Below are 24,022 nucleotides of genomic sequence, written 5' to 3'. Positions count from 1 at the left end.
GCGATTTTAGCACAGCGCCCAGCAAATGCTCAGCGCTGTTATAGCTGTTAGTAGCTCCAGCGAGCGCCAAATTCGTAGGAGCTAAGATCGAGCTTGTCGTAATCTCTTACGCGAAAGGAGAAGCCGACATCCGGGCGAGGGTGGTACAGCGTTTCAAAAATGAATGTGGTGTCGTCATCGACCACAATATTGTGGTCGCCGCCTTCCAGGGTGAGGCGCCAGCGTTCATTGATATCGTGGCGTACACCCACTTTATATTCCCAGCCGCGTTGATTGGGTCGGCGGCTCTGGGAGTCCATCTCGTGGCGGTCAGCACCGATCAGCACAGAGGTGCTGTTATTGAGATAGTAGTGAGCGCCAATGCCATAGGTCCACCAGCCATCTTGAATAACGCCTCGCGGCATATAGGTATCACCATCGTTGTAGCGGGCGTGTACGTGGAAATAGTCAAACGCCTCGGCGCTGGCGAGGAAGGTGAAGTTCTCCTCTTCTTCGTAAGGCCCCCAGTCAGTACTTTGATGCGCGAATGCCACTTCTAGGTACGAGTAATGGCGGGGATTGTCGGCATAAGAAAAGAGCGGGTAAAAAAGTAGTATTGCCAAGATTACGGGCTTGGTATTCGAATGGCGCATGTTGGTCTCTGTAAATGATTAAGGCGCAGTGATATTAACAGCAGAGTGGCGGGAGATGAATGGTGTTGCGCCGCAGGATGCGGCCGTGTTAAGTCGGCAGCCCCGTTAATTCAGAGGCTGCCGCTGATATTTCTATGGCTTATCGACAAGTTGGGTGACCGGTACAACTTCTCGACTTATGATCCCTTTCGGAGTTTCGATAGTCAGGGTAAATGTGCCTGAGCCAGCCTTTGATCCGGGTTTAATGGTGAAGCCGTATTGCAAGTTTCCACCGGTCAACTGGTTATAGTTTGTCGAGGGGACATCATATGAGGTTACTCCAGACAATTCACCTTGGTCGGTTGACGCTTTGATAGTAGTTCCAGCGGGAGGTACCTGGCCATTGACGTCGTAAATCTCAAACGAGAAGCTGGCGCTGGCCGCTGTGGTTGCATCTCCGAGGCTGATGCTGCTGGGGCCGTCTATATTGAAGCTAGACCCCGACAGTATAATCACCAAGTCTTCTCTAATGGTGGTTGTGGTCTGAGTTGCGTTGCATTTGTTGGGGCCATTACAAAGAAGCCCCTCGAATTTGCCGCTGGGACCATCTCGGCTTCCATTGTTGTTGAAATCAACGAAGGGTTCAGTATTTTGATCGTAAGTATTGTCTTCGTCATCGTCGCGGAAGGCTTCTCCTAGATCCGCAAAGGTTTCTGCATCATCGAATTGGCCGTTGGAGGGTGTTGTATCGTTGAAAGATTCCTCGCCTATTGCTGTCGCCAATACGGTCACGCGTCCATCACTAAGGTTGCTGCGCGGGTTCTGCGAGGTAAGTGTTACCGAGCATGCACCATTTTGTAGTACGCAGCTGCCCTCTATTGCTGCGCCTTCCGCCTGGAACGCAATAGCCGTGTTGTCTGGCGCGGGGTTGTTATAGCGGTCGGCAGCTCGGATGGTCAGTTCTGTAGTCTCGCCGTCGTAATTCCAACCTTCGATATTGAGTACGGTTGCTGCCAGTGAAAAGCTATCTTGGTCCGGTAGGCCGGTGGTGATTACTAGTGCGCTTGATTGCGAGCTGGATGTCTTGGTGCCCTGAACCGCTGTCGCGGTAATGCGGACTGAGGTGGAAACGCTGCCCGAAGCTACGGTAACGGAGGTCTCACCGTTGGCATCGGTGGTTGCTTGTGCTGTGGTATTTTGCCCGTCGTTTAACGTGATGCCGCCAGTTGTATTGTTGAGTTCAAAGCTAACATCTTGGTTTGCAACTGGCCCGCCAGCTGTGTTCGTTACCTTGAATGTGACAACTGACTGCTCAGCAATTGCCCCGGAGCCTTTTATGCCAATGGTTTGAGGGTTTGCTGATACAAAACTAATTGAGCCCAGAGGTGCCGGAATGGTTTGTATGGTGACGGTAGCGCTATAACTCGTCCCATCAATACTTGTTTGGGCGGTGATTTTGTCGTCACCACTGCAGCCTCTGGCGGTGTAGGTTGTTGTAACGGTGCCGCTGTTGTTAGAGGCAATAGCCGGCTGGAATTCTGCAAGGCCAGACCCGGCGCAAGCCGATGAAAACAGAATGTCTGTGGCATCCGTCACTAGGCTGTCATTTTGGTCTATCAGTGTTACCGATAGGCTTGCGCTGGTTCCGGCCTCAACTGAAGATTTATTTGAGGCGATAACGCCTGCGCTAAAGTTGCCGTTCGATATAGAGCCAAAACGGACAATTTGATCTGCAGTAGTGCCTGTTCCGCCACCTCCGGTACTGCCCCCGCCGCCTGCATTGTTGTTTTCTCCTGGGGCAAGGCTGGGGCCGCCGTCACTTCCACCTCCGCAACCTGCAAATAGTGTTACGGTGCATGCCAGCAGGCTGGCGCGGAACAAGAACTTCATAACCTCTTCCTCTGTTCTTTATTATCGAGTGCTGTTTATTGGTGAAGTATCACTGCTGCACTGCTTGGGTAACCGTATGTCGTTGATTAGCTTATCTCAGTAAGCCCACAACAATAAAAGCATATTAGCTTATTTGCTAGCGCGTATGGGAAAGTTGTGAACAGCATAGAGTTTTTGCCTCTCCGACCCTATATGGGCTTATACGGTATCAATGGTGACCGGGAAATAGAGGGGCGACTAGCAACTGAAGTTGGTGGCTCGGTTATAAATGAGGTGAAAAGCTGGATATACGGAAACAGACTGCGGGCTGTTTGTCCCTTTGGGCAGCGTTTCTCACCCGCTTGACAGCTTGAGCGCATTTATTGAAGGCGAAAAAAACCACCGCTTGGGTGGTTTTTTAGAATAATGGTAGCAAGGGGCGGATGGATCAAAACAGGCTAAGGCCTGTTTTGCCCCTTCGGGCGGCGTTGCCGTCTGAAATGCAGCGCATTTCATCGAACCGCGGCGGCGTTTCTCACCCGCCCGGCAGCTTGGGCACATTTATTGAAGGCGAAAAAAAACCACCGCTTAGGTGGTTTTTTTAGAATAATGGTAGCAAGGGGCGGATTCGAACCGCCGACCCCAACATTATGAGTGTTGTGCTCTAACCAACTGAGCTACCTTGCCACTGTTCTCTGTCGAGAAGGCGCGCATTTTCCTGACTTATGCGGGCCTTGTCAAGCGTGAGTGAGAGGGCTTAGACGTTAAACCGGAAATGCACGACGTCGCCGTCCTTGACGATGTAGTCTTTGCCTTCCAGGCGCCACTTACCAGCGTCTTTGCTGCCCTGTTCGCCCTTGTAGTTGGTGTAATCATCGTAGGCGATGACTTCGGCGCGGATAAAACCTTTTTCGAAATCGGTGTGGATCTTTCCGGCTGCCTGTGGGGCGGTGGCGCCTACCGGGATGGTCCAGGCGCGGACTTCTTTTACGCCAGCGGTAAAGTAGGTTTGCAGGCCTAGCAGCTCATAGCCAGCGCGGATGACACGGTCGAGGCCGGCTTCGTCCATGCCGAGCTCTTCGAGGAATTCGCCTTTTTCATCGTCGTCCAGCTCGGCAATTTCTGATTCCAGTTTATTGCAGATGGGGACAACGATAGCGCCTTCTTCTTCAGCAATGCGCCGCACGGTGTCGAGGTGGGGGTTGTTTTCAAAGCCGTCCTCGTTGACGTTGGCGATATACATCGTCGGCTTGGTGGTGAGAAGGTGGAGGCTGCTCATGCGAGCGCGTTCGGCATCGTCCAGCTCGAGTGAGCGAAGCGGTTTGCCCTCATCCAGGTGGCTCTGAAGTTTTTCCAGCAGGTTCTTGGCGGCAATGGCGTCTTTATCGCCGCTTTTGGCAGGGCGAACGACTTTCTGTAGTTGCTTCTCAACGGCGTCGAGGTCGGCCAAGGCGAGCTCGGTGTTAATCACGTCGATATCTGCGGCGGGGTCGACCTTGTTTGCCACGTGGATAACATTGTCGTTGTCGAAGCAGCGAACCACGTGGGCAATGGCATCGGTCTCGCGGATATTGGCGAGGAATTTATTGCCGAGGCCCTCACCCTTTGAGGCGCCGGCAACCAGCCCGGCGATATCGACAAATTCCATCGTTGCGGGAAGCACGCGCTCTGGCGAGACAATCTCTGCCAGAACGTTTAGGCGTGGGTCGGGAACGCCGACGATGCCGGAATTGGGCTCAATGGTGCAGAACGGAAAGTTCTCTGCGTCGATGCCAGCTTTGGTCAGGGCGTTGAACAGTGTTGATTTGCCCACATTAGGCAAGCCGACGATACCGCAATTGAAACCCATGATGTTATCCCTGTTTGTAGCTGTGGAGTTGATTCATCGCTTTTGCCCAGTCACCTTGAATGGCGGGGGCTAAACTGCGTAATGCCTCATCTATGCAGTGATCGATGGCGATTCGCTCATCGGATGAGGGTTTGCCCAGCACGTAACCGGTCACTTTGTCGGCGCTGCCGGGGTGGCCAATGCCGATACGCAGGCGATGGAAATTCTTGTTGTTGCCGAGTTTGCTAATAGTGTCGCGTAGGCCGTTGTGGCCGCCGTGACCGCCGCCCGATTTAAAGCGCGCGCTGCCAGGAGGCAGATCGAGTTCATCGTGAGCGATGAGGATTTCTTCGGGGGTGATTTTGAAGAACCCGGCCATGGTGGCGATAGCCTGACCGCTGCGGTTCATAAAGGTGCTGGGTATGAGCAGGCGAATGTCCTGTCCATCGATAAAGCAGCGGCCGGTGTCGCCGAAAAAGCGAGCTTCGGCCGTGAGTGAGCAGCCCTGTTGTCGAGCTAGCTCAGTAACGAACCAGGCGCCCGCGTTGTGACGAGTTGGCTGATATTGCTGGCCGGGGTTGGCCAGCCCAACAATCAGTTTGATCCGGGTCACGTGGGCGCCTGCTCAGAGCGAGATTAAGACTCTTCGCTGCTTTCGTCTTCAGCGCCTTCTGCAGCGTCTTCATCGTCAGAAGCGCCTCCGCGAGGAGCCTGCACAACGGCAACAGCTGAGTCGTGATCTTCGCCCAGTGCCAGAGCGATGCTTTCAACACCTGCGGGAAGGGCCAGGTCGGAAAGGTGAACGATGTCGCCGACTTCTTTGTCTTTCATGTCGACTTCGATGAACTCAGGCAGGTCTTTTGGCAGACACTGAACTTCAATTTCAGTCATTGCATGAGTGATCGAGCCGCCCTGCATTTTCACGCCGTGGCAGGCTTCTTCGTTGATGAAGTGCAGTGGTACTTGCAGCGTGATTTTGGTGTCGGCGCTTACGCGCAGAAAATCAGCGTGCAAGATTTGTGGTTTGGCTGGGTGGCGGTGCAGGTCTTTAATAACCACAGACTCTTTGCTGCCGTCGATGTCCATGGTCAGAACCGAGCTGAAAAATGCCTCGTCTTCCAGGAACCAGAGCAGGTCTTTGTGGGCGATGCTGATCATTTGCGGGGCTTTGTCACCACCGTAGATGATCGCGGGAACTTCGGCGGCCAAACGACGTAGGCGGCGGCTCGCACCTTTCCCTACATCAGTACGCGCCTTGGCGTTTACAATAAATTCGCTGGACATAAATGTCTCCTCATAAAAAGCGAAAACCGCCGAACTTGCGACCAGTTCGGCGGTGAAAGTCAGAAAGCGTTATGTTGCGCGGTTTAGCGGAACAGGGCGCTGATTGACTCTTCGTTGCTGACCCGTCGGATTGACTCGGCCAGTAGGTTTGCCAGGGTTAGCTGGCGAATTTTTGGGCAGTTGGCGGCGGCGTCTGACAATGGAATTGTGTCAGTAACCACGAGCTCATCTAGCTCAGAGCCGCTGATGTTATCAACAGCGGGCCCGGATAATACAGGATGTGTGCAGTATGCGACAACTTTTGCTGCGCCTTGAGCCTTCAGAGCGGCCGCTGCTTTGCACAGTGTGCCTGCGGTATCGACCATGTCGTCGACCAGCAGGCAGGTTTTGCCTTCCACTTCGCCGATCAGGTGCATCACCTGGGCGACACCCGCTTTAGGACGGCGCTTATCAATAATGGCCAGGTCAGCGTCGTTCAGTTGCTTGGCAACCGCGCGTGCGCGCACGACACCGCCGATGTCCGGGGACACGACAATTTGATCGGGGTAGTTTTGGCGATTGATATCGTCAAGCAGGATCGGCGAGCCATAGACATTGTCGACGGGAACGTCGAAGAAGCCCTGAATCTGCTCGGCGTGAAGGTCGACGGTCAGTACACGATTAATGCCGACGCCACTGAGGATGTCTGCAACGACTTTCGCTGAAATGGGTACGCGCTGCGAGCGCACGCGGCGATCCTGGCGGGCATAACCGAAATAGGGCACTACCGCCGTGATGCGTCCGGCTGAGGCGCGACGCATGGCATCTGCCATCACAACCAACTCCATTAGGTTGTCGTTGGTCGGCGCACAAGTCGGCTGCAGGAGGAATACATCTGCACCGCGAACATTTTCATTAACTTCGACAAAGACTTCGCCGTCGCTGAATTTGCTTACCGTCGCATCGCCTAGGGGCAGTCGGAGGTGTTCGGCAACTTTGCGGGCCAAGTCTGGGTTGGCGTTGCCAGTGAAGACCATCATGTTGTGCACGGTCAATGTCCTGTGAGGCTGAAGGTTGATTCGCGGTGTGACGGTTCGGACTAAAAGTGCAAAGCTTCGTGTTGCTCACAACTGAAGCTTTGCGCCGAAACCGTAAACCATAAACAAGATTCCCGCCATTTAGGCGGGAATCTATAAAATGGCCGGGGTGGTAGGATTGGCTGCGGCCTTTATCGGCCTTAGGCTTTCAGCCATCGCGTCGCGATGCCTAAGTGCAAGCACTTATCGAACCTTGGTTCGAACCTACCGGATCAGGCGATGTGCGGCCTGTTCCCCTTCAGAGGGCCGACTACTTTCGGCGCTCTAGTAATATGGCTGGGGTGGTAGGATTCGAACCTACGAATGCTGAGATCAAAACCCAGTGCCTTGCCGCTTGGCGACACCCCAGTAAATCGTTACACCGTGGACAGCGTTTTGTGCAGTGGCGAAAGGTTAACACCCTTCGCAACAAAGCCCGATGTCGATGCAGGCTTTTGTGCCAAAACTGCTTCCGCAGTGCTCTTGCTGTCGAAGCTAGCGAACACACAGGAACCGGTGCCGGTTAACTTCGCTGGAGCAAATTGATCTAGCCAATTCAAGGCTTTATCAACATCCGGATACAGTTTTCGCACCAAGTTTTGGCAGCTGTTTCCGGTGGCCCCCTCAAGAAAGGCCGCTATTTTGATGGGAGAGGCATTGCGTGTCAATTGTTCGTGGCAAAAAATTTCTGCAGTGCTCACTTCGCAGTCAGGTCGCAGCACTAAATACCAGTATTCGGGGGTGTCCAGCGGGCGTAATTTTTCACCGATGCCTTCGGCCCAGGCGGTGTGCCCGTGGATGAATACCGGAACATCGGCGCCGAGGCTCAGGCCTAGTTCAGCAAGCTCGTCGAGGCCGAGGTCCAACTGCCAGATGTGATTGAGCCCCAGCAGGGTTGATGCGGCATCAGAGCTGCCGCCGCCAATGCCTCCACCCATCGGGAGGCGCTTGTCTAGTCCGATATTGGCGCCAAGTGGGCGCTGCACATGCTCTCGCAACAGGCGCGCTGCGCGGAGGATCAGGTTGTTGTCGTCACTTACGCCGGCCAGCGGAGTAAGGAAGCGCAGTTCGTCATCGGTGCGCCCCTGCAGGTGAAGGGTGTCGCCGTAGTCCAGAAGTTGGAATAGCGTTTGTAATTCGTGATAGCCGTCGTCGCGCTGGCCGGTAATGTGCAGGAATAGGTTGATTTTGGCCGGGCAAGGCAGGCTGAGAGTGTTCATTGTGCGCATTCCTGTTTGCCATTGCGCCATGATTTAACGATCAGCTTTAGCCGGGTATCGCCGCGTTTCGCTTCAATCAATTGTGGCAGGGCGTCGGTGCTGTCGTGCTGGTAGCGGGCAAATTGAATCTGCCAGTCAAATTGTTCCAGCGAGCTGAGTTGCCCGGTTGCTGAAAGTTGCGCCGCCAGTGGTGCGTTGGGCGCGGCGCGGCCACGCAGCCAGTGGCGCAAAGCAGAAACGGGAACGGGCCAGCCGATATCGGCGGCCAGCGCTTCGGCGCTGGCGGCTCGGCGAACATCGCCTTTGTAGGTTAGCCGGGCGCCCGAGGGTTCGCTGATGATTTCGGCGCCGCCGATACCTACTGGGCCAGTCAGGCGTATTTCGGCGTAATTGTCGCCGCATTGTAGCCAGGTAATTTGGCTGCTCTCTTGCTGGCTGCCTTGCCATAGACCGATTCGGCCCTGCATATGCCAGTGCTGCTCTCCAGGGGTGGCGGGGGGCAGGTTGCTACAGGCTGTGAGCATCGCCGCAGCGACAATGCTGATCAGGCGAATGTGTTTATTCATCGAGGAGTTTCAGTCGCTGTAAAGTGTCATAGATAATGGGGCTATTCGGTGTGTCTTGCAGACCTTTCTGCCAAGCCGCGCGGGCGGCATCCTCTCTGCCCAGTAACCAGTAGGCCTCGCCGAGGTGGGCGGCAATTTCGTGATCCTGGCTTTGGGCAAAGGCGCGCTCAAGGTAGCTGAGTGCAGCCTCGGTCTTACCCTTGAGGAGCAACACCCAGCCGTAGCTATCTAATATGGCGGGGTCATCGGGGGATAGCTTTAGCGCGCGTTCGATTAAGCGCTGGGCCTCATCCAGTCGTGCACTGCGGTTGGCCAGCGTGTAGCCCAGCGCATTGAGAGCCGCACTGTTGTTTGGGTCGCGGTCGATAATGTAGCGCAGGTCCTTTTCCACGGCGGGCAGGTTGCCCAAGCGTTCGGAGAATAGTGATCGCGCATAGCGCAATTCGGTGCTGTCCGGCAGTGTTTGTAAGCCCTGAGTCAGAAGTGAAAAGCCACGCTCGTCTAAATCGGCCTTGCGCAGAATTTCGGCTTCCAGCAAATAAATGAATTCAGCGTGTTCCGGTAGTGATTCGCGCCAGTCAGCCAGGCGCGACAGGGCCTGCTCGCGGCCTTCTGTCGATAGGCTGATACTGGCTACCCGTCGGCTGGCCTCATTGAATTCGGGTAGGCGGGTCGCCTGCTGGTAGTGCTGCAGGGCGTCGTTCCAGTCGCGCTCTTCTTCGGCGAGGCGGCCAAGTACATAGTGCGCCCGACTGCGTTGCTGCGGATTGGCGCTCAGGCTTTCCAGTTGTTGCTCGGCTTCCTCAGTATTGCTGAGTTCGCGGTTTATCAGCATCAGCTCCAGCAAGATATCGTGATCCTGAGGGTATTGCCGGGCCAATACTTCATAGTGCGCCTTGGCTTGATAGACATCGACTTTAACCAGCTTGCGGCACAGGTCATGGCGCAGGCGCTTGTGTCTCGGATTTTGGTCTACGGCGTATTTGAGTCGTTCTATCGCTTCGTCGTCGCGCCCGAGCTGGCTCAAGGTGCGTGTTTCTATGAGTAGGGCGTGGGGGTTGGTTGGCTCTTCATCCAATGCTAGGCGCACAAGGTTTAAGGCGTCTTCCTCGCGCTGGCGGTATTGCAGCATAAGCGCCAGGGCAATACGCAGGCTGTTATCGTTGGGGTGTTGGCCCTGAACGGTTTGCAGGGCCTGGAAAAAGGCATTTTTTTCAGCATCGGGCCGGCCAAGTGCCGTGGCTGCCATTGCCGCGAAATTGGTTTCATCGCCGAGTTCGAGCACGCGGGTCATATGAGGGAGGCCGCTGAGCGGGTCGCCCAGGCGGGACAGCGCGCCGGCCAGTATATAATGGGCCTCGCTGGCGTCGGCGTCGCGTTTTAGCCAGCGCTGCGCGTAAACCGCGGCGACGTTGTGCTGCTCCATATAGTCGGCAAGCCGTGCCGTGCTGGCAGTCAGCTCAAGGTCGCCGGTGCGGTCAGCCTGCCGGCGATAGTTGCTTAGGGCGGTGCTGAGGTCGTGGTTGCGCAGCGACAATTCGGCGAGCAGCAGGTCGTAAACGCTGTCTTCCGGCAGTGCTCTGAGGGGCACGCTCTTGTCTTCGGCGGCGACGGCTTTCTCCGGCTGGTGTTCTGCCGGTGTCAAGGCGCAGCCGGAGGCCAAGAAAAATAGGCCAATGAGGGTATAGTGTAAGCGTTGTGACATTGTTGTCCTGTTGCGATGGCGCCGCGTTGTCGTCGCGGTGTAATGGCTGGAATAATCCTACCTTATTTCTATCGCCAGTGGGGCGACGCGTGCCATCTATGACCGCTGCGAGCGGGAATGATCACCGGCTGGCCGAGAAAACCCCGCTTGTTTTGGTAATAAAATCCACATTTGAACGCCAACTTGATAGAATCCGCGTCAGTTTTGCGCTCCTGACTCGGCTTCCCAACTGAATGAAATTGCTCCTTGTTGGCATCAATCATAATTCCGCCCCGCTCTCGGTAAGAGAGCGGGTGGCGTTCGTGCCCGAGCAAATTCACTTGGCACTGCAGGACGCCCTGGCCTGTGGTCTGGGTGAGGAGCTTGCCATCCTGTCTACCTGCAACCGCACTGAAATATACGCGTTGGGCGGTGAAGGCGATGCGGTCGACGACGCAAAGATGCTCGACTGGCTGTCGCATTTTCACCATGTCGAGCGCAGCCATTTGGATGACTGCTGCTATATCAGTCGCGATAGCCAGGCGCTTCAACACATGATGGAAGTCGCCGCCGGCCTGGACTCTATGGTCCTGGGTGAGCCGCAAATTCTGGGTCAGATGAAGTCAGCGTATGCGCTGGCAGCAGAGGCCGGTACGGCAGCCTCGGGCATGCACCAGCTATTTTCACAGGTGTTTAGTGTTGCCAAGCAAGTGCGCACCGACACCGCCATTGGCGAGAACCCGGTGTCGGTAGCCTACGCAGCGGTGTCACTCACTCAGCATGTTTTCAGTAAATTATCCAAGTGTACGGCTTTGCTGATTGGCGCAGGCGAGACAATTGAGCTGGTGGCCCGTCACCTGCGGGAGAAGGGGGTGGAGCGCATCATTATTGCCAATCGCACCCTCGAGCGCGCGCGACAGCTGGGCGAGGAGTTTCAGGCGGAGGCGGTGATGCTGTCTGACATTCCGGCGTATTTGCGCGATGCCGATATCCTCGTGGCATCCACTGCCAGCCAATTGCCGATTCTTGGTAAAGGCGCCGTTGAGGTGGCCTTGAAAAAGCGCAAACACCGGCCAATGGTGATGGTGGATATAGCGGTTCCCCGGGATATTGAGCCCCAGGTTGCCGAGCTCGATGATGTGTATTTGTATACCGTCGACGACCTTCGTGAAATCGTTGACGAAAATAAGCGTGCGCGAGAATCTGAGGCGCGCAAGGCGGACCAGTTAATTGTTGCGGCAATTGAAGAGTGGCAGGCACGTCTGCGATCGCGCGGTGCCGTTGCTACCGTCAAGGACTTCCGCGCCAAGGCCGAGGGTCTGCGCGATGCCGAGCTGGAGCGTGCGCGTCGCCAGTTGGCCAAGGGTGAGGATGCCGGCGTGGTGCTTGAACAACTGGCGCGGGGGCTGACTAATAAACTGATTCACAGCCCCACCACGCAGATAAAAGAAGCCGGCGCCAAGGGGCGTAACGACCTGGTCGACTGGGCTCGCGAGCTGCTCCAGCTGCGCGACCAGGACCGTGAAAACTAGCGCGGCACCGTCCGCGACTTTTGCACCACCACGTTTACTTTTCTATATAGCCAAGCGAGATTTTATGAAGGCGTCTATTCGCAGCAAACTGGAAAACCTGCTTGATCGGTACGAGGAGATCGGCGCGCTGCTTAGCGATGCCGATATTATCGCCGACCAAAACCGGTTTCGTGGCCTCTCGCAGGAATATGCGGAAATTGAGCCGGTAGTGGCCAGCTATGCGCGGTATCGCCAAGTGTGTGATGACTTGGACGAAGCGCGATTGATGCTGGATGAAGACGATGCCGACATGCGGGCGATGGCCGAGGAAGAGATTGCCGACGGCGAGCAGCAGCTTGAAACGCTCGAAACGGAATTGCAGACCCTGCTGCTGCCGCGCGACCCCAATGACTCCCACAACGTATTTTTAGAGATCCGTGCCGGTACCGGCGGTGACGAGGCGGCGATTTTTGCCGGCGATTTGTTCCGAATGTATTCGCGATTCGCCGAGTCCAAGGGCTGGAAGATTGAGGTGCTCAATGAGCGTCCCGGCGAGCATGGTGGCTATAAGGAGATTATTAGCCGTGTTGCGGGGCAGGATGTCTATGGCCACTTAAAGTTTGAGTCCGGGGCCCACCGGGTTCAGCGCGTGCCAGAAACTGAGTCACAGGGCCGTATTCATACCTCGGCCTGTACGGTGGCCGTGATGCCCGAGCCGGAAGCGGCCGAAGAAGTAGAAATCAATAAAGGCGATTTACGCATCGACACCTTCCGCGCGAGTGGTGCGGGTGGTCAGCACGTCAATAAGACGGATTCTGCCGTGCGTATTACTCATATCCCCAGTGGCATTGTGGTTGAGTGTCAGGATGAGCGCTCCCAGCATAAAAACCGGGCGCGGGCGATGTCGCTGTTGGCGGCCCGTATCAACGATGTGCGCAACAGTGAGCACCAACAGGCACAGGCGGATCAGCGGCGTAACCTCGTCGGCAGCGGTGATCGTTCGGAGCGTATCCGCACTTACAACTTCCCTCAGGGAAGGGTGACCGACCACCGTATTAATCTGACGCTTTATAAGCTTGATGAATTTATGCAGGGCGATGTCGATCAAATCGTCGGCCCTCTGCGCCAAGAGCATCAAGCAGACCTGCTCGCTGCAATGGCTGAGTAAGGCGGTGGTGGCGCCGGGTGCAATGACAATTGCCGATGCGTTGGCGTGCCAGCACCAGCTTGAGTCAGTGAGTGATACGGCGGGGCTTGATGTCTCGCTGCTCCTTTGCCATGTGCTCGACCGGCCTCGCAGTTACCTCTACACCTGGCCCGAGCGGCGATTAGAGCCAGCACAGCAGGCGCAGTTTTGCGCGCTTGTTGACCGCCGCCGCACGGGGGAGCCGGTAGCGCATATCCTGGGGTATCGGGAATTTTGGTCTCTGCCTTTGCAGGTCAATGCGCATACATTGATTCCGCGCCCGGATACGGAGTGTTTGGTAGAGCTGGCGCTGAGTCTTTGTCAGGATAATAAGGCGGGTCGCCTGCTCGACCTTGGAACCGGTACGGGAGCATTGGCCTTGGCGCTGGCCAGTGAGTGGCCGCGCTGGCATTGTTGGGCGCTGGATCGCTCTCCCGAGGCGGCGGCGCTCGCTGAACAAAACCGCCATGCACTGGGGTTGGAGAATGTTCGTGTCGCGGTGTCGGATTGGTTTACAGCATTGGACACGAGCCAGCCGTTCCATCTGATTATTAGTAACCCCCCGTATATCGATGCTCAAGACCCTCATCTGGGCCAGGGCGATGTGCGATTTGAGCCTGCCTCCGCGCTGGTGTCGCCCGAAAGTGGCTTGGCTGATCTGCGACACATTGTTGGCTCGTCGATGCCCTATCTGGCTGACAACGGTTATTTGCTGGTGGAGCACGGTTATCAGCAAGCATCAGCGGTGCGGGCATTGTTTGCTTCGGCGGGCTTTGTCGGTGTGGAAACGCACCGCGATTACGGCGGCAACGAGCGTATGACTGTGGGGCAGAAGGTGGCGCAGGCCAAGTTATGAAAGAGTTAAGCGATCAGCAATTATTGCGCTATAGCCGGCATATCTTATTGCCAGAAATCGATGTGGCGGGGCAGCAAAAACTGCTCTCCAGCCGCGTACTGGTTGTCGGCGTGGGTGGCCTGGGCTCCCCCGTGGCGATGTACTTGGCCGCTGCAGGTGTGGGCGAGCTGCACCTTGCCGACGGCGATACCGTTGAGCTCAGTAATTTGCAGCGTCAGATTGCGCATACCACCGCTGATATCGGTCGTCACAAAGTGGCCTCGGCGGCGCAGCGCGTTGCCGAGCTGAACCCGGATGTCTCGGTGCACGAATATGCCCAGGTGCTCGAGGGTGAGGTGCTCGACGTGGCGGTGAGTTCTGTCGATATTGTTGTGGATGCCTGCGACAATTTGGCGACACGGTTTGCGGTGAACCAGGCCTGCTATCGCGCAGGTGTACCGCTTGTTTCCGGCGCGGCCATTCGCGCTGAAGGGCAGCTTAGCGTTTATGATTTTCGTCAGGCAGATAGCCCCTGCTATCGCTGCCTGTATCACGAAGGCGGGGATGATTTGCGCTGCGCCGACAGTGGCGTGTTGTCTCCTCTGGTCGGTATGGTGGGCAGCATGCAGGCGATTGAAACAATTAAGTGCCTGCTTGCCTTGCCCGGCACACTTTGCGGCCGCTTGATGATTATCGACGCGCTTACCATGGATATTCGCCAGTTGCGGCTGGGACGTGACCCCGGCTGCCCAGTTTGCAGTGCGGGTCGATAATGGCATAGTGCGTCCATAAACCGGCACGACAACATTAATAACAAAGAGGGATTGCCGATGGTGCACGTATTGCGAGCCTATTATTTTTTTCACGACGGCGTGGTTGCTCTGCTCAAGCGCTTGGCGTTTATCTCACCGCTGATGATGCGCTTGTATCTGTCGCCGGTGATGATCGCTGCTGGGCTCAACAAGGCCTATCATTTGGATGCAACGGCGCAGTGGTTTGAGCACAGCCTGGGGTTTCCTGAGCCAATGCTGATGGCGCAACTGGCGGCATATACCGAGCTGATTGGCGGCTTCTGCCTGCTTTTTGGTTTTGCTTTGCGCTGGGCGTGTATTCCGCTGTTAATTACCATGGCCGTGGCTGCGGTCACGGTGCATTGGCCAAATGGCTGGTTTGCGATCGCGCCCAGTGACCCTTTGAATAGCGCCGCCAAGCCGCTAGCCGATATTGGGCTGCCAGCCGCGCGGGAGAGTTTGGAAAACAGTGTTGAGGTGGGGCGCCGACTCGAGCGGGCAAGAGCCATTCTCCAAGAGCATGGTAACTACCCCTGGCTTACTGCGAAGGGAAATTTTGTTGTCCTTAACAACGGTATCGAATTTGCCGCGACCTACTTCATTATGCTGCTGGCGCTATTGTTTAGTGGCGCTGGGCGCTGGTTGAGTCTGGACTTTTATCTCGACCGGCAGTGTCGGGCGGCGATTGCTCGCTATCACCTGCAACGAGCGTCACAAAATTTGCAACCAGAACCGAGCGTCTCGACAAAAAATCCATCAAATCCATCGCCGGTCGTCGAGGGCTCAATGCCCGACCCGAAGCCCCAGGCCCCCGATGCTGATGTGGGCGACCAAGCGGTTCAGGACGCCAGCCCAGACGACCCAACGCCCTCGCGCTAAGCTGACTTTATTAACCTTAGTGCGGGTGTTTGGTGCTAGAATGGTCGAATATTGCACAGAATCACAGTAAAAGAAGAGATCATTTTGTTAAGAAAGTTATTTTCATCCTCGCCCGCACCCCAAACTGCAGAAGCCGATAAGCAAGATAATGCGGGTTCAGAAAGCCAAGTCGGTAATAAGGCGGCCGGGCGCTCACAGCATAAACCACGGCAAAAACGCCCTAAAAAGCCCCAGCCAGAATGGCGTATTGAGCAGTTTGACGTCCCTGAAGTTGAGGGTAAAACGCGTTTTCATGACCTGGGGCTGGATGTTCGCCTCATGCACGGTATTGCCGATGCCGGATTTCAGTACTGCTCCCCGATCCAGGCCGCTTCGCTGCCACACACTTTGCGCGGCAACGACGTTATCGGTAAGGCGCAAACCGGAACCGGTAAAACCGCGGCGTTTCTGATCACTATTTTTAACGACCTGCTCAACAACCCCGTGGAAGACGAGCGTTTTGCCGGAGAGCCGCGGGCATTAGTGATTGCGCCGACTCGTGAATTGGTTGTGCAAATTGGCGAAGATGCTCGCCAGCTGGGCGCCCATTGCGGTTTGAATGTGGTGACCTTGATCGGCGGCATGGACTACCAAAAACAGTTAGAGCGGCTCAATAATGACTTGGTTGATATTGTGGTGGCAACACCGGGCCGGCTGTTAGATTTCTCGGGTCGTCGCGACTTATACCTGGATCAGGTCGAGGTGCTGGTTATTGACGAAGCCGACCGCATGCTGGACATGGGTTTTATCCCCCAAGTGAAGCGCATTGTGCGTCTGACCCCGAAAAAGACCCACCGACAAACCCTGCTCTTCAGCGCCACATTTACTGACGATATTATTCGCCTTACTGAACAGTGGACGAGCGACCCGGTAAAAATTGAGATAGAGCCGGAGTCGGTGGCGACGGATAGCGTCGACCAGAAAGTGTATCTTGTTGAGTCCCACGACAAGTTTAAGTTGCTGCTGAACATTGTCAGGCAAGATGACGTGAACAGCGTCATTATCTTTGCCAATAGGCGTGATGAAACACGTCGCTTACATGAGCGACTGCGCAAAGCGGGGGTTCGCTGCGGCATTCTTTCCGGTGAAATTCCTCAGAACAAGCGCTCCAGAACGCTGCAACAATTCAAAGACGGTGAGATTAACTGCCTGGTGGCCACCGATGTTGCCGGGCGGGGCATCCACGTGAAGGGTATTAGCCACGTGGTGAATTACACGCTGCCTGAAGAGCCCGACGATTATGTGCATCGCATCGGTCGTACTGGTCGCGCAGGGGCGACGGGGACGTCGATCAGCTTTGCCTGTGAAGACGACGCCTTTCTGTTGCCTGATATCGAAGCAGAGCTTGCCATGAAACTGCCCTGTGAGCAGCCGCCAGCAGAGCTGCTGAAATAAGCGCGCTAGGCGCGCTTATTTCCCTCCTCCTTTAGCCTTTCCACCCACATCAGCGTGCCCCCGCATACCGCGGCGGGCATGATGATCAAGTTTACGATGGGGATCATTGTTCCCAGCATAACCAACGCGCCGAAGCTAAAACTGGTGCCGCGTTGGCTGGCTACCCGACGACGTGCTTCAGAAAAACTGAGCCGGTGGTTGTCCATTGGGTAGTCGCAATATTCAATGGCCATCATCCAGGCATTCATTGCGAACCAAAGCAGGGGGGCCAGGGGTGAAATAATGAAACTGGCTATCAAAGTAAGGATGGCAAAGCCCGCATAGTAAAGAAGCTTGCGACATTCACGACCGATACTGCGGGGAAAGCTGGCCAGCGCTTGGGCAATGGTTTCGCGGCCTGCCACCTCTTCACCGCAGAGGTGTTCTTCGAGTTTTTCAGCCAATAGCCCGTTAAAAGGGGCGGCAATAAGATTGGCGATGGTGCTGAAAAAATACATCACAATGGCCAGCAGAAGAATCACGGCGAGGGGCCACAGCAACCACTCCAAAAAGCCCAGCCAGTCGGGAAGCCAGCCAATTAATTGGCCGATCCACTGAGAGAAGCGGGACATGGTTAAATAGCTAAGTGCAGCGAAAATAGCGACGTTAATGAACAGCGGCAGTAACACGAACAGGCGAATGCCGGGCAGGCGCAACAGCTGAAAACCGCGATGGAGATACTGTGGGCCACTGAGTAATGCAGGGGGCATAGTGCAAATCCTTGCAATAAAAAAGGCTATGGTAAGCCTGATATCCGAGCTTGCAAAGCATTGCGCGGAGTCGGCACAGTTGCTTATTGCGCTGGGCGCAGAGTCCCCGTTAAATGGCAGGGAAGAATAAACAAAGGCTGTCAGGAGGAAATTATGAAGATTTGGATAATGGTGCTGCTGATTTCACTGGTTGGGGCGGCGCACGCGGCGCAGCCGATCAAGGTAAAAATGCTGGCCAGTTTGTCGCCGGGCGATGAAATTGTGGTGAGTAGTACCGCGAATACCTACCGAAAAGGTGATGCGCTGAGTTTGATCGATGTGATTCCCGGGCCGGAGGTGGTCCACGCGCGCGTTGTTGAGCGTATCGGAACGACTAAGCTCAAAGTTCGAGTTGTGGCGGAGGAAAGCTAATGCGTAAAACATTAGCAATCCTGGCCTTGGCGGTTGCTTGCGGTGCAAATGTCCACGCCGATGAGCTCAGTGATGCGGCCATGGCAATGTGTGAAAAAGCTCGCCAGTGCGCGCGCCAGAGCATGGCCGGTGTGAAGCTCAGTGCAGATATGCGCGCGTTGGTCGATCAGCAGTTGATGCAGATGTGCGACAGCATGAAAGAGCCATTTACTGACGCGGCGGCCCGCAGTCACCCTTTGCACGGCCCCGCTGTCGCCTGTTTGCGCTCGATGGCTAAGCTGAGTTGTGAGGCCTTAGATGGCGGTGAAGAAACGGCGGCATGTAAACGCTATGAGGCGTTGCAAGCGGATTATTAGCCGGCGTCTTTGATTGCCCCGCAGTCGGCGCATATGCAGCGCCGCGCACCGGGTAGCGCTGCCGCGCGTTCCAGGGCGCTTGGGTCAAGTGTTGTCGACATGCACCAGCACTGCTGAGGCGCTTCGCCCTTTGCAATGGCGCATTGATTTTCTCCCTCGCACAGAGGGCATGCCCCGGCGTTTGCGGTATCGGTAGTCATCCCGGGATAATACCTCAGTTCGCCGCGAAGAGGCATGAGGTTGAGGTTGAATAATGAGCGACGACGACAAGCTATTTGCTGAAGAAATGGCGGGGGTAAAACCTTTGCAAAGGCCTGCGCGGGTGGCGCTCAAAAAAGCGGCCGTCGATGCCCCGTCGTTTGCTGCCCGCCGCGAGGCGGCACAAGCCAAGCCGGGCGTGAAGAATTTTCTGGCAGACAACGATGTGCCGCTGCTAGACCCCTATTATATGGTGGATTTCCGGCGCGAGGGTGTGCAGCACGGTGTCTATCGCAAGCTTAAGCAGGCTCGCTATGAGGCGGAAGCACGCCTGGATCTACATAAAATGTCGGTGGCGCGTGCACGCCAGCAGGTCTTTGAGTTCATTCGCGAAGCGATGTCGATGGACTTGCGCAGTTTAATTATCGTGCATGGCCGGGGGAATCACAGTGGTGTCGCCCTGTTGAAGTCACACGTCGCCCATTGGCTGCCGCAAATCGAAGATGTACAGGCTTTTTGTAGTGCACAGCCTCAGCATGGCGGAGCAGGGGCGGTTTATGTGTTGCTGCGTAAAAGCGAGAGGAAAAAACAGGAAAACCGCGACCGGCTTACGCGCGGCCGCAGTGTTTGATGGCGCTGCGCGGCCGTTACAGGCTGGCGCCGTGCTTCTCCAGCGCCGCGATGTAGTCATCGCTGTTGCGATGTTCTTTGGCATAGCTCAGTACGCTGCGCTGCGAATTATCTACGGCGTTGATATTGCCGCCAGCTTCCAAAAACATACCGATGAACAATTCAAAGTCGTCCGCGCGCATGCTCTGGTAGGCTTTGAGTAGGCGGTGAAAGTCTGCATCTACGCCAGCTTTGGCTTCAACGTTGAGAAACTCACGCACGCGGTCCTCAGTCCACACTTCATCCAATACTTTTTCTTTGTCTTTCTTCATTGTTTATCCCGTTGTGCCTTGCAGCGGTGTTAATCGCTAAGTTTTTTGTTCAAAAGTTGATTGACCATTCCTGGGTTCGCTTGCCCCTTAGAGGCCTTCATAATTTGCCCGACAAAAAAGCCGATGAGCTTTTTGCGCTTGCCGTCGTCGGCGGCGCGGTATTGCTCGACTTGGGCGGGGTTAGCGGCAATAACCTCATCTACCATCGCCTCTATTGCGCCGGTATCAGACACCTGCTTCAAACCCTTGGCTTCTATCACCTCGTCGGCACTTTGGCCTTCGCCATTCCACAGCGCTTCGAACACCTGTTTGGCGATTTTGCCAGAGATGCTGTTGTCGCGTATGCGCACTATCAGACCGCCGAGTTGCTCTGCGCTGAGCGGGCTGTCTTTTAACGCCTTGCCTTCGCGATTCAGGGCGGCGGACAGTTCGCCGTTGACCCAGTTGGCGGCGAGTTTGGCGTCGCCAGCGATTTTGCAGCATGTTTCGAAGAAGTCGGCAGTACTTCGCTCGGCGGTTAACAGGCTGGCGTCGTAGGTCGACAGACCGTACTCAGTTTCAAAACGCTGGCGTTTGGCGTCTGGCAGCTCCGGCATTTGTTTTTGCAGGCTGTCGATCAAGGATTGCTCGATATGAACCGGTAGCAGGTCGGGGCAGGGGAAGTAGCGGTAGTCGTTGGCTTCTTCCTTGCTGCGCATGGAGCGTGTTTCGTTTTTGTCGCTGTCGTAGAGGCGGGTTTCCTGCACGACTTTGCCGCCGTCCTCAATCAAGTCGATTTGGCGCTGCGCTTCTACTTTGATGGCGCGCTCGACAAAGCGGAAGGAGTTGATGTTCTTGATCTCTGCGCGGGTGCCATATTCTTCCTCGCCTTTTAGGCGCACGGAAACATTGGCGTCGCAACGCATTGAGCCCTGCGACATGTCACCGTCGGAGATGCCTAGGTAGGTAACGATGGAGTGAATCTTGCGCAAGTAAGCAACTGCTTCCTCGGCGCTGCGCAGGTCGGGCTCGGAGACGATTTCTATCAGCGGTGTGCCGGCGCGGTTGAGGTCGATGCCAGACATGCCGTGGAAGTCTTCGTGCAGAGATTTTCCTGCATCCTCTTCGAGGTGGGCGTGGTGAACACGGATATTGCGTGTACTGCCATCTTCTAGGCGAATTTCCACCACCCCGTGGCCGACAATCGGCTTGTCCATCTGGCTGGTTTGATAGCCTTTGGGCAGGTCGGGGTAAAAGTAGTTTTTGCGCTCAAACACCGAGTCGCGGCAAATATCGGCATCAATGGCTAAGCCGAACAAAATCGCGTCGTTAACGGCCTGTTCATTGAGAACGGGCAGCGTGCCGGGCAGGGCCAGATCGACCGCGCAGGCTTGGCTGTTGGGTGCCGCGCCGAAAGCAGTGCTGGCACCTGAAAAAATCTTTGATTTGGTAGTGAGCTGGACGTGAACCTCCAGCCCGATAACAACTTCCCATTGCATCTGGGCTTCTCCTTACGCGCATTCTGGGGCGGTACGCAGGTGCCAGTCACTGCGCTGTTGATACTGGTGAGCAGCGGCCAGCAGGCGGCCCTCGTCGAAGTCTCGGCCGATCAGCTGCATGCCGGCAGGCAACTCGCCGGCAAAGCCCACGGGCATGGAGAGGGCAGGTAGCCCCGCCAGATTGACGGCAATGGTGTAAATGTCCTCCAGGTACATCGTCACGGGGTCGCTTACTTTTTCACCGATGCCAAAGGCCGGGTTTGGTGTTGTTGGGCCGGCGATAATGTCTACCTGCTTAAAGGCGTCGGTGAAATCCTGCTTAATCAGGCGGCGAACCTGCTGTGCCTTGCGATAGTAGGCATCGTAAAAGCCAGCCGACAGGGCGTAGGTGCCCACCAATATGCGCCGTTTTACTTCCTCGCCAAAGCCCTCTTCGCGGCTGCGGGTGTAGAGGTCGTCGAGGTCGGCGGGGTTTTCGCAGCGGTAGCCGTAGCGCACACCGTCAAAGCGTGACAAGTTTGTTGACGCTTCGGCCGGTGCAATGACGTAGTAGCACGGTACCGCCAGCTCGGTGTGGGGCAGGCTGATTTCAACCGTCTCCGCCCCCATTTTGCGGTACTCTTCCAGTGCGGCATGAACCGCGTCGCCGATTGCGGGGTCGAGACCAGCGCTAAAATACTCTTTGGGCAGGCCGATCTTCAGGCCGCGCAAATCCTGATCCAAGGCGCCGGCGTAGTCGTCCACGCGAACATCCATGCTGGTGCTGTCGCGCTCGTCGAAGCCCGCCATACTTTGCAGTAACAGGGCGCAATCCTCAGCGCTGCGCGCCATCGGGCCCGCTTGGTCGAGACTGGAGGCGAAGGCGATCATGCCGTAACGCGACACTCGTCCGTAGGTGGGTTTCAGGCCAGTAAGGCCGCACAGCGCCGCTGGCTGGCGGATGGAGCCGCCGGTGTCGGTGCCCGTGGCCGCAGGAGCGAGGCCCGCCGCAATGGCCGCAGCACTGCCGCCCGAGGAGCCGCCGGGGACGCGATCGGTGTTCCAGGGGTTGCGCACAGTGCCGTAATAGCTGGTTTCGTTTGACGAGCCCATGGCGAACTCATCCAGGTTTGTTTTGCCGAGCATAACGGCACCGGCGCTGGCCATGTTGTTTACCACGGTGGCGCTGTAGGGCGCGATGAAGTTGTCGAGCATTTTTGACGCGCAGCTGGTGCGTACGCCCTCGGTGCAGAATATGTCCTTGTGGGCGATGGGTAACCCGCACAAGGCACCGGCATTGCCGCGTTGCCTGGCGTTGTCGGCAGCGCGCGCTTGTTCGAGCGCGTGTTCGCGGGTGACAGTAATGAAGCTGTTGATTTGGCCGTCGCGGTCGGCGATGGCATCGAGGTATTGTTGAGTGATTTCTTCGCTGGAAAAGTCGCCGGCGGCGAGGCCACGAAGAAGGTCGGCAACGGTATGACTGGGCATGGTGTCGAGTACTCTTAAATTAGGGGCTGCGGCTAGGGGCTAGTCAATAACCTTGGGAACAAGGTAGAGGCCGTCTTCGGTGGCGGGAGCGATGCGCTGAAAATCATCTCTTTGGTCAACTTCGCTGACCACGTCTGCGCGCAGGCGCTGTGTTGCATCGTGGGGGTTGGCCATCGGATCTACGGCGTCAGTATTGACGGCTTGCATGGTGTCGATCATGCCGAGAATGTCGCTGATTCGCTGGCGCAGCTCTTCGCTGCTTTCTTCGCTAATGCGAATTCGAGCCAGCCTTGCCAGTTTGGCGATATCGCCCTGTTCTAAACTCATGGTTCACCCTGTTGGCTTCGTGGCGCGTGTTGCGCTGATAACGCGCGCTTCGCAAGCCGAGAGCGGATGCGGAGCGCGGTTGGGAAAAGCCCGTAAACTTATCATACTTGCGCCTTGCCCTGAATCCCCGGCGTTGATAGAGTGGCAAAGTTTTTAATCTAGGGGTCAGTGCTGCCTTTTGCGCCGCGTTTTCGGCCCTACCAGCCCGATTCTCGGTCTTCGCAGAATCGTATAAGGTGATAATCGCAAATGTTAAAACGTATCCGCGGGATGTTTTCCAATGATCTGTCGATCGATTTGGGAACGGCCAATACTCTCATCTATGTTCGCGGCCAGGGCATCGTGCTTGACGAGCCCTCTGTTGTGGCGATCCGTGTGCACAATGGTCAGAAAACGGTCGAGGCTGTCGGGATTGAAGCCAAGCGCATGCTGGGTAGAACGCCGGGTAATATCACCGCCATTCGCCCTCTGAAAGACGGTGTTATCGCCGACTTTCAGGTGACGGAAAAAATGCTGCAGCACTTTATTAAGCTGGTCCACCAAAACAGCTTTATTCGCCCCAGCCCCCGCGTATTGGTAAGTATTCCTTGTAAGAGTACGCAGGTAGAGCGCCGGGCGATTCGCGAATCGGTACTCAGTGCGGGTGCCCGCGAGGTGCGGTTGATTGAGGAACCAATGGCCGCCGCGATTGGTGCCGGTTTGCGAGTTGAAGAAGCGTCTGGCTCGATGGTGGTTGATATTGGTGGTGGTACCACTGAAATTGCGATTATCTCTCTGAATGGCGTTGTGTATTCCGACTCGGTGCGTGTTGGTGGTGACCGTTTCGACGAAGCCATTGTCACGCATGTGCGACGCACCTACGGTAGCCTGATCGGCGAAGCGACCGCCGAGCGCATTAAGCAAGAAATTGGTTGTGCCTACCCCGGCAGCGAGCTGCGGGAAATTGACGTGCGCGGCCGCAATCTGGCCGAGGGGATTCCCCGTCGCTTCACTCTGAATAGCGATGAAATTCTCGAAGCGTTGCAAGAGCCTCTTCAGGTAATTACCCAGGGAGTGAAGCGCGCTTTGGAGCAATCTCCACCAGAACTGGCTGCCGATATTGCGGAAACCGGCATTGTACTGACGGGCGGTGGCGCCTTGCTGACGGGTATCGATCAGCTGATTGCCGATGAAAGTGCGTTGCCGGTAATTATCGCCGAGGACCCATTGTCGTGTGTTGCGCGTGGCGGTGGTAAGGCACTGGAAATGGTTGATCGTCACCACCTGGATATATTGTCTGCTGAATAAGCAAGCTCTTGTGGCGTTGCGACACAGGCGTGCTCGTGTAACCGTGTGTTCAGCA

General features: G+C 56.1%; 25 protein-coding genes and 2 tRNA genes. 10 read left to right on the top strand and 17 right to left on the bottom strand.

Annotated elements, in window-relative coordinates:
* Positions 1-47: 47 nt before the first annotated feature.
* The 11 genes from H573_RS0112640 to H573_RS0112585 all read right to left on the bottom strand — a co-directional run bounded on the left by H573_RS0112640 (position 48) and on the right by H573_RS0112585 (position 10,138).
* A complete protein-coding gene (locus H573_RS0112640) occupies positions 48-632 on the bottom strand; it encodes a hypothetical protein (RefSeq protein ID WP_027874602.1) in 585 nt (194 codons plus the stop codon).
* Positions 633-764: 132 nt separating this feature from the next.
* A complete protein-coding gene (locus tag H573_RS18085) occupies positions 765-2,501 on the bottom strand; it encodes an Ig-like domain-containing protein (RefSeq protein ID WP_051171271.1) in 1,737 nt (578 codons plus the stop codon).
* 589 nt (positions 2,502-3,090) lie between these two features.
* Positions 3,091-3,167, bottom strand: a tRNA-Met gene (locus tag H573_RS0112625).
* A 70-nt stretch (positions 3,168-3,237) separates the two neighbouring features.
* Positions 3,238-4,329, bottom strand: a complete 1,092-nt coding sequence (ychF, locus tag H573_RS0112620; protein WP_027874601.1) for a redox-regulated ATPase YchF — start codon at positions 4,327-4,329, stop codon at positions 3,238-3,240.
* Positions 4,330-4,333: 4 nt separating this feature from the next.
* Positions 4,334-4,921, bottom strand: a complete 588-nt coding sequence (gene pth / locus H573_RS0112615; RefSeq protein WP_027874600.1) for an aminoacyl-tRNA hydrolase — start codon at positions 4,919-4,921, stop codon at positions 4,334-4,336.
* A gap of 23 nt (positions 4,922-4,944) precedes the next feature.
* A complete protein-coding gene (locus H573_RS0112610; RefSeq protein WP_027874599.1) occupies positions 4,945-5,592 on the bottom strand; it encodes a 50S ribosomal protein L25/general stress protein Ctc in 648 nt (215 codons plus the stop codon).
* A gap of 83 nt (positions 5,593-5,675) precedes the next feature.
* Positions 5,676-6,608 carry a ribose-phosphate pyrophosphokinase gene (locus tag H573_RS0112605; RefSeq protein WP_027874598.1) on the bottom strand — a complete coding sequence of 311 codons (933 nt, stop codon included), beginning with the start codon at positions 6,606-6,608 and terminating at the stop codon, positions 5,676-5,678.
* A gap of 333 nt (positions 6,609-6,941) precedes the next feature.
* Positions 6,942-7,016 (bottom strand) — tRNA-Gln (locus tag H573_RS0112600).
* A gap of 8 nt (positions 7,017-7,024) precedes the next feature.
* Entirely contained in the window at positions 7,025-7,867 is an 843-nt protein-coding gene (gene ispE / locus H573_RS0112595) for a 4-(cytidine 5'-diphospho)-2-C-methyl-D-erythritol kinase (protein ID WP_027874597.1), read from the bottom strand.
* Positions 7,864-8,433 (bottom strand): lipoprotein insertase outer membrane protein LolB, encoded by a 570-nt coding sequence (gene lolB, locus H573_RS0112590; RefSeq protein WP_027874596.1) that lies wholly within the window; start codon positions 8,431-8,433, stop codon positions 7,864-7,866. Before lolB ends, ispE begins: the two co-directional genes overlap by 4 nt.
* The gene (locus H573_RS0112585) at positions 8,426-10,138 is read right to left on the bottom strand and encodes a tetratricopeptide repeat protein (RefSeq protein WP_027874595.1); all 1,713 of its coding nucleotides are present in this window, start codon (positions 10,136-10,138) and stop codon (positions 8,426-8,428) included. Before H573_RS0112585 ends, lolB begins: the two co-directional genes overlap by 8 nt.
* 233 nt (positions 10,139-10,371) lie before the next feature.
* On the opposite strand from H573_RS0112585, the gene hemA reads away from it, so the two are divergent.
* From hemA to rhlB, 6 genes are all read left to right on the top strand, one after another.
* A complete protein-coding gene (gene hemA / locus H573_RS0112580; protein WP_027874594.1) occupies positions 10,372-11,649 on the top strand; it encodes a glutamyl-tRNA reductase in 1,278 nt (425 codons plus the stop codon).
* Between the two features lie 64 nt (positions 11,650-11,713).
* Positions 11,714-12,796, top strand: coding sequence for a peptide chain release factor 1 (gene prfA, locus H573_RS0112575; RefSeq protein ID WP_027874593.1), 1,083 nt, complete (start codon positions 11,714-11,716; stop codon positions 12,794-12,796).
* A 22-nt stretch (positions 12,797-12,818) separates the two neighbouring features.
* On the top strand, positions 12,819-13,670 hold the full coding sequence (gene prmC, locus H573_RS0112570) for a peptide chain release factor N(5)-glutamine methyltransferase (RefSeq protein WP_027874592.1): 852 nt from the start codon (positions 12,819-12,821) through the stop codon (positions 13,668-13,670).
* Complete coding sequence (locus H573_RS0112565; protein WP_027874591.1) at positions 13,667-14,422, top strand: HesA/MoeB/ThiF family protein; 756 nt, start codon at positions 13,667-13,669, stop codon at positions 14,420-14,422. The genes prmC and H573_RS0112565 overlap by 4 nt, the downstream gene beginning before the upstream one ends.
* Positions 14,423-14,479: 57 nt before the next feature.
* Positions 14,480-15,319 (top strand): HvfX family Cu-binding RiPP maturation protein, encoded by an 840-nt coding sequence (locus H573_RS18080; protein WP_084498059.1) that lies wholly within the window; start codon positions 14,480-14,482, stop codon positions 15,317-15,319.
* Between the two features lie 84 nt (positions 15,320-15,403).
* On the top strand, positions 15,404-16,753 hold the full coding sequence (gene rhlB / locus H573_RS0112555) for an ATP-dependent RNA helicase RhlB (protein ID WP_027874590.1): 1,350 nt from the start codon (positions 15,404-15,406) through the stop codon (positions 16,751-16,753).
* Between the two features lie 5 nt (positions 16,754-16,758).
* Here rhlB and cysZ read toward each other — a convergent pair whose 3' ends face one another.
* Complete coding sequence (gene cysZ, locus H573_RS0112550; RefSeq protein WP_027874589.1) at positions 16,759-17,502, bottom strand: sulfate transporter CysZ; 744 nt, start codon at positions 17,500-17,502, stop codon at positions 16,759-16,761.
* A 153-nt stretch (positions 17,503-17,655) separates the two neighbouring features.
* On the opposite strand from cysZ, the gene H573_RS0112545 reads away from it, so the two are divergent.
* Together H573_RS0112545 and H573_RS0112540 are read left to right on the top strand one after the other, a co-directional pair.
* Positions 17,656-17,913, top strand: a complete 258-nt coding sequence (locus H573_RS0112545; RefSeq protein WP_027874588.1) for a hypothetical protein — start codon at positions 17,656-17,658, stop codon at positions 17,911-17,913.
* Positions 17,913-18,269, top strand: a complete 357-nt coding sequence (locus H573_RS0112540) for a hypothetical protein (protein WP_027874587.1) — start codon at positions 17,913-17,915, stop codon at positions 18,267-18,269. The genes H573_RS0112545 and H573_RS0112540 overlap by 1 nt, the downstream gene beginning before the upstream one ends.
* Here the strand turns inward: H573_RS0112540 and H573_RS19890 are convergent.
* A complete protein-coding gene (locus H573_RS19890) occupies positions 18,266-18,469 on the bottom strand; it encodes a cysteine-rich CWC family protein (protein WP_084498058.1) in 204 nt (67 codons plus the stop codon). The genes H573_RS0112540 and H573_RS19890 overlap by 4 nt on opposite strands.
* Positions 18,470-18,522: 53 nt before the next feature.
* On the opposite strand from H573_RS19890, the gene smrA reads away from it, so the two are divergent.
* On the top strand, positions 18,523-19,098 hold the full coding sequence (gene smrA, locus H573_RS0112535; RefSeq protein ID WP_027874586.1) for a DNA endonuclease SmrA: 576 nt from the start codon (positions 18,523-18,525) through the stop codon (positions 19,096-19,098).
* Positions 19,099-19,114: 16 nt separating this feature from the next.
* On the opposite strand, the gene H573_RS0112530 is transcribed toward smrA, so the two are convergent.
* From H573_RS0112530 to gatC, 4 genes are read right to left on the bottom strand one after another with little or no spacing between them, the layout of a single operon-like run.
* Positions 19,115-19,408 (bottom strand): PA4642 family protein, encoded by a 294-nt coding sequence (locus H573_RS0112530; protein WP_027874585.1) that lies wholly within the window; start codon positions 19,406-19,408, stop codon positions 19,115-19,117.
* A 29-nt stretch (positions 19,409-19,437) separates the two neighbouring features.
* The gene (gene gatB / locus H573_RS0112525) at positions 19,438-20,886 is read right to left on the bottom strand and encodes an Asp-tRNA(Asn)/Glu-tRNA(Gln) amidotransferase subunit GatB (RefSeq protein ID WP_027874584.1); all 1,449 of its coding nucleotides are present in this window, start codon (positions 20,884-20,886) and stop codon (positions 19,438-19,440) included.
* A 12-nt stretch (positions 20,887-20,898) separates the two neighbouring features.
* Complete coding sequence (gatA, locus tag H573_RS0112520; RefSeq protein WP_027874583.1) at positions 20,899-22,353, bottom strand: Asp-tRNA(Asn)/Glu-tRNA(Gln) amidotransferase subunit GatA; 1,455 nt, start codon at positions 22,351-22,353, stop codon at positions 20,899-20,901.
* Positions 22,354-22,392: 39 nt separating this feature from the next.
* Entirely contained in the window at positions 22,393-22,680 is a 288-nt protein-coding gene (gene gatC / locus H573_RS0112515; protein WP_027874582.1) for an Asp-tRNA(Asn)/Glu-tRNA(Gln) amidotransferase subunit GatC, read from the bottom strand.
* 249 nt (positions 22,681-22,929) lie between these two features.
* Here gatC and H573_RS0112510 point away from each other — a divergent pair, with 249 nt between their 5' ends.
* Positions 22,930-23,967, top strand: coding sequence for a rod shape-determining protein (locus tag H573_RS0112510; protein WP_027874581.1), 1,038 nt, complete (start codon positions 22,930-22,932; stop codon positions 23,965-23,967).
* Positions 23,968-24,022 lie beyond the last annotated feature (55 nt).

It is taken from the genome of Neomelitea salexigens DSM 19753, from assembly GCF_000422345.1.
Lineage (GTDB): Bacteria > Pseudomonadota > Gammaproteobacteria > Pseudomonadales > Spongiibacteraceae > Spongiibacter > Spongiibacter marinus_A.
This window is presented reverse-complemented; position numbering and strand designations above follow the sequence as displayed.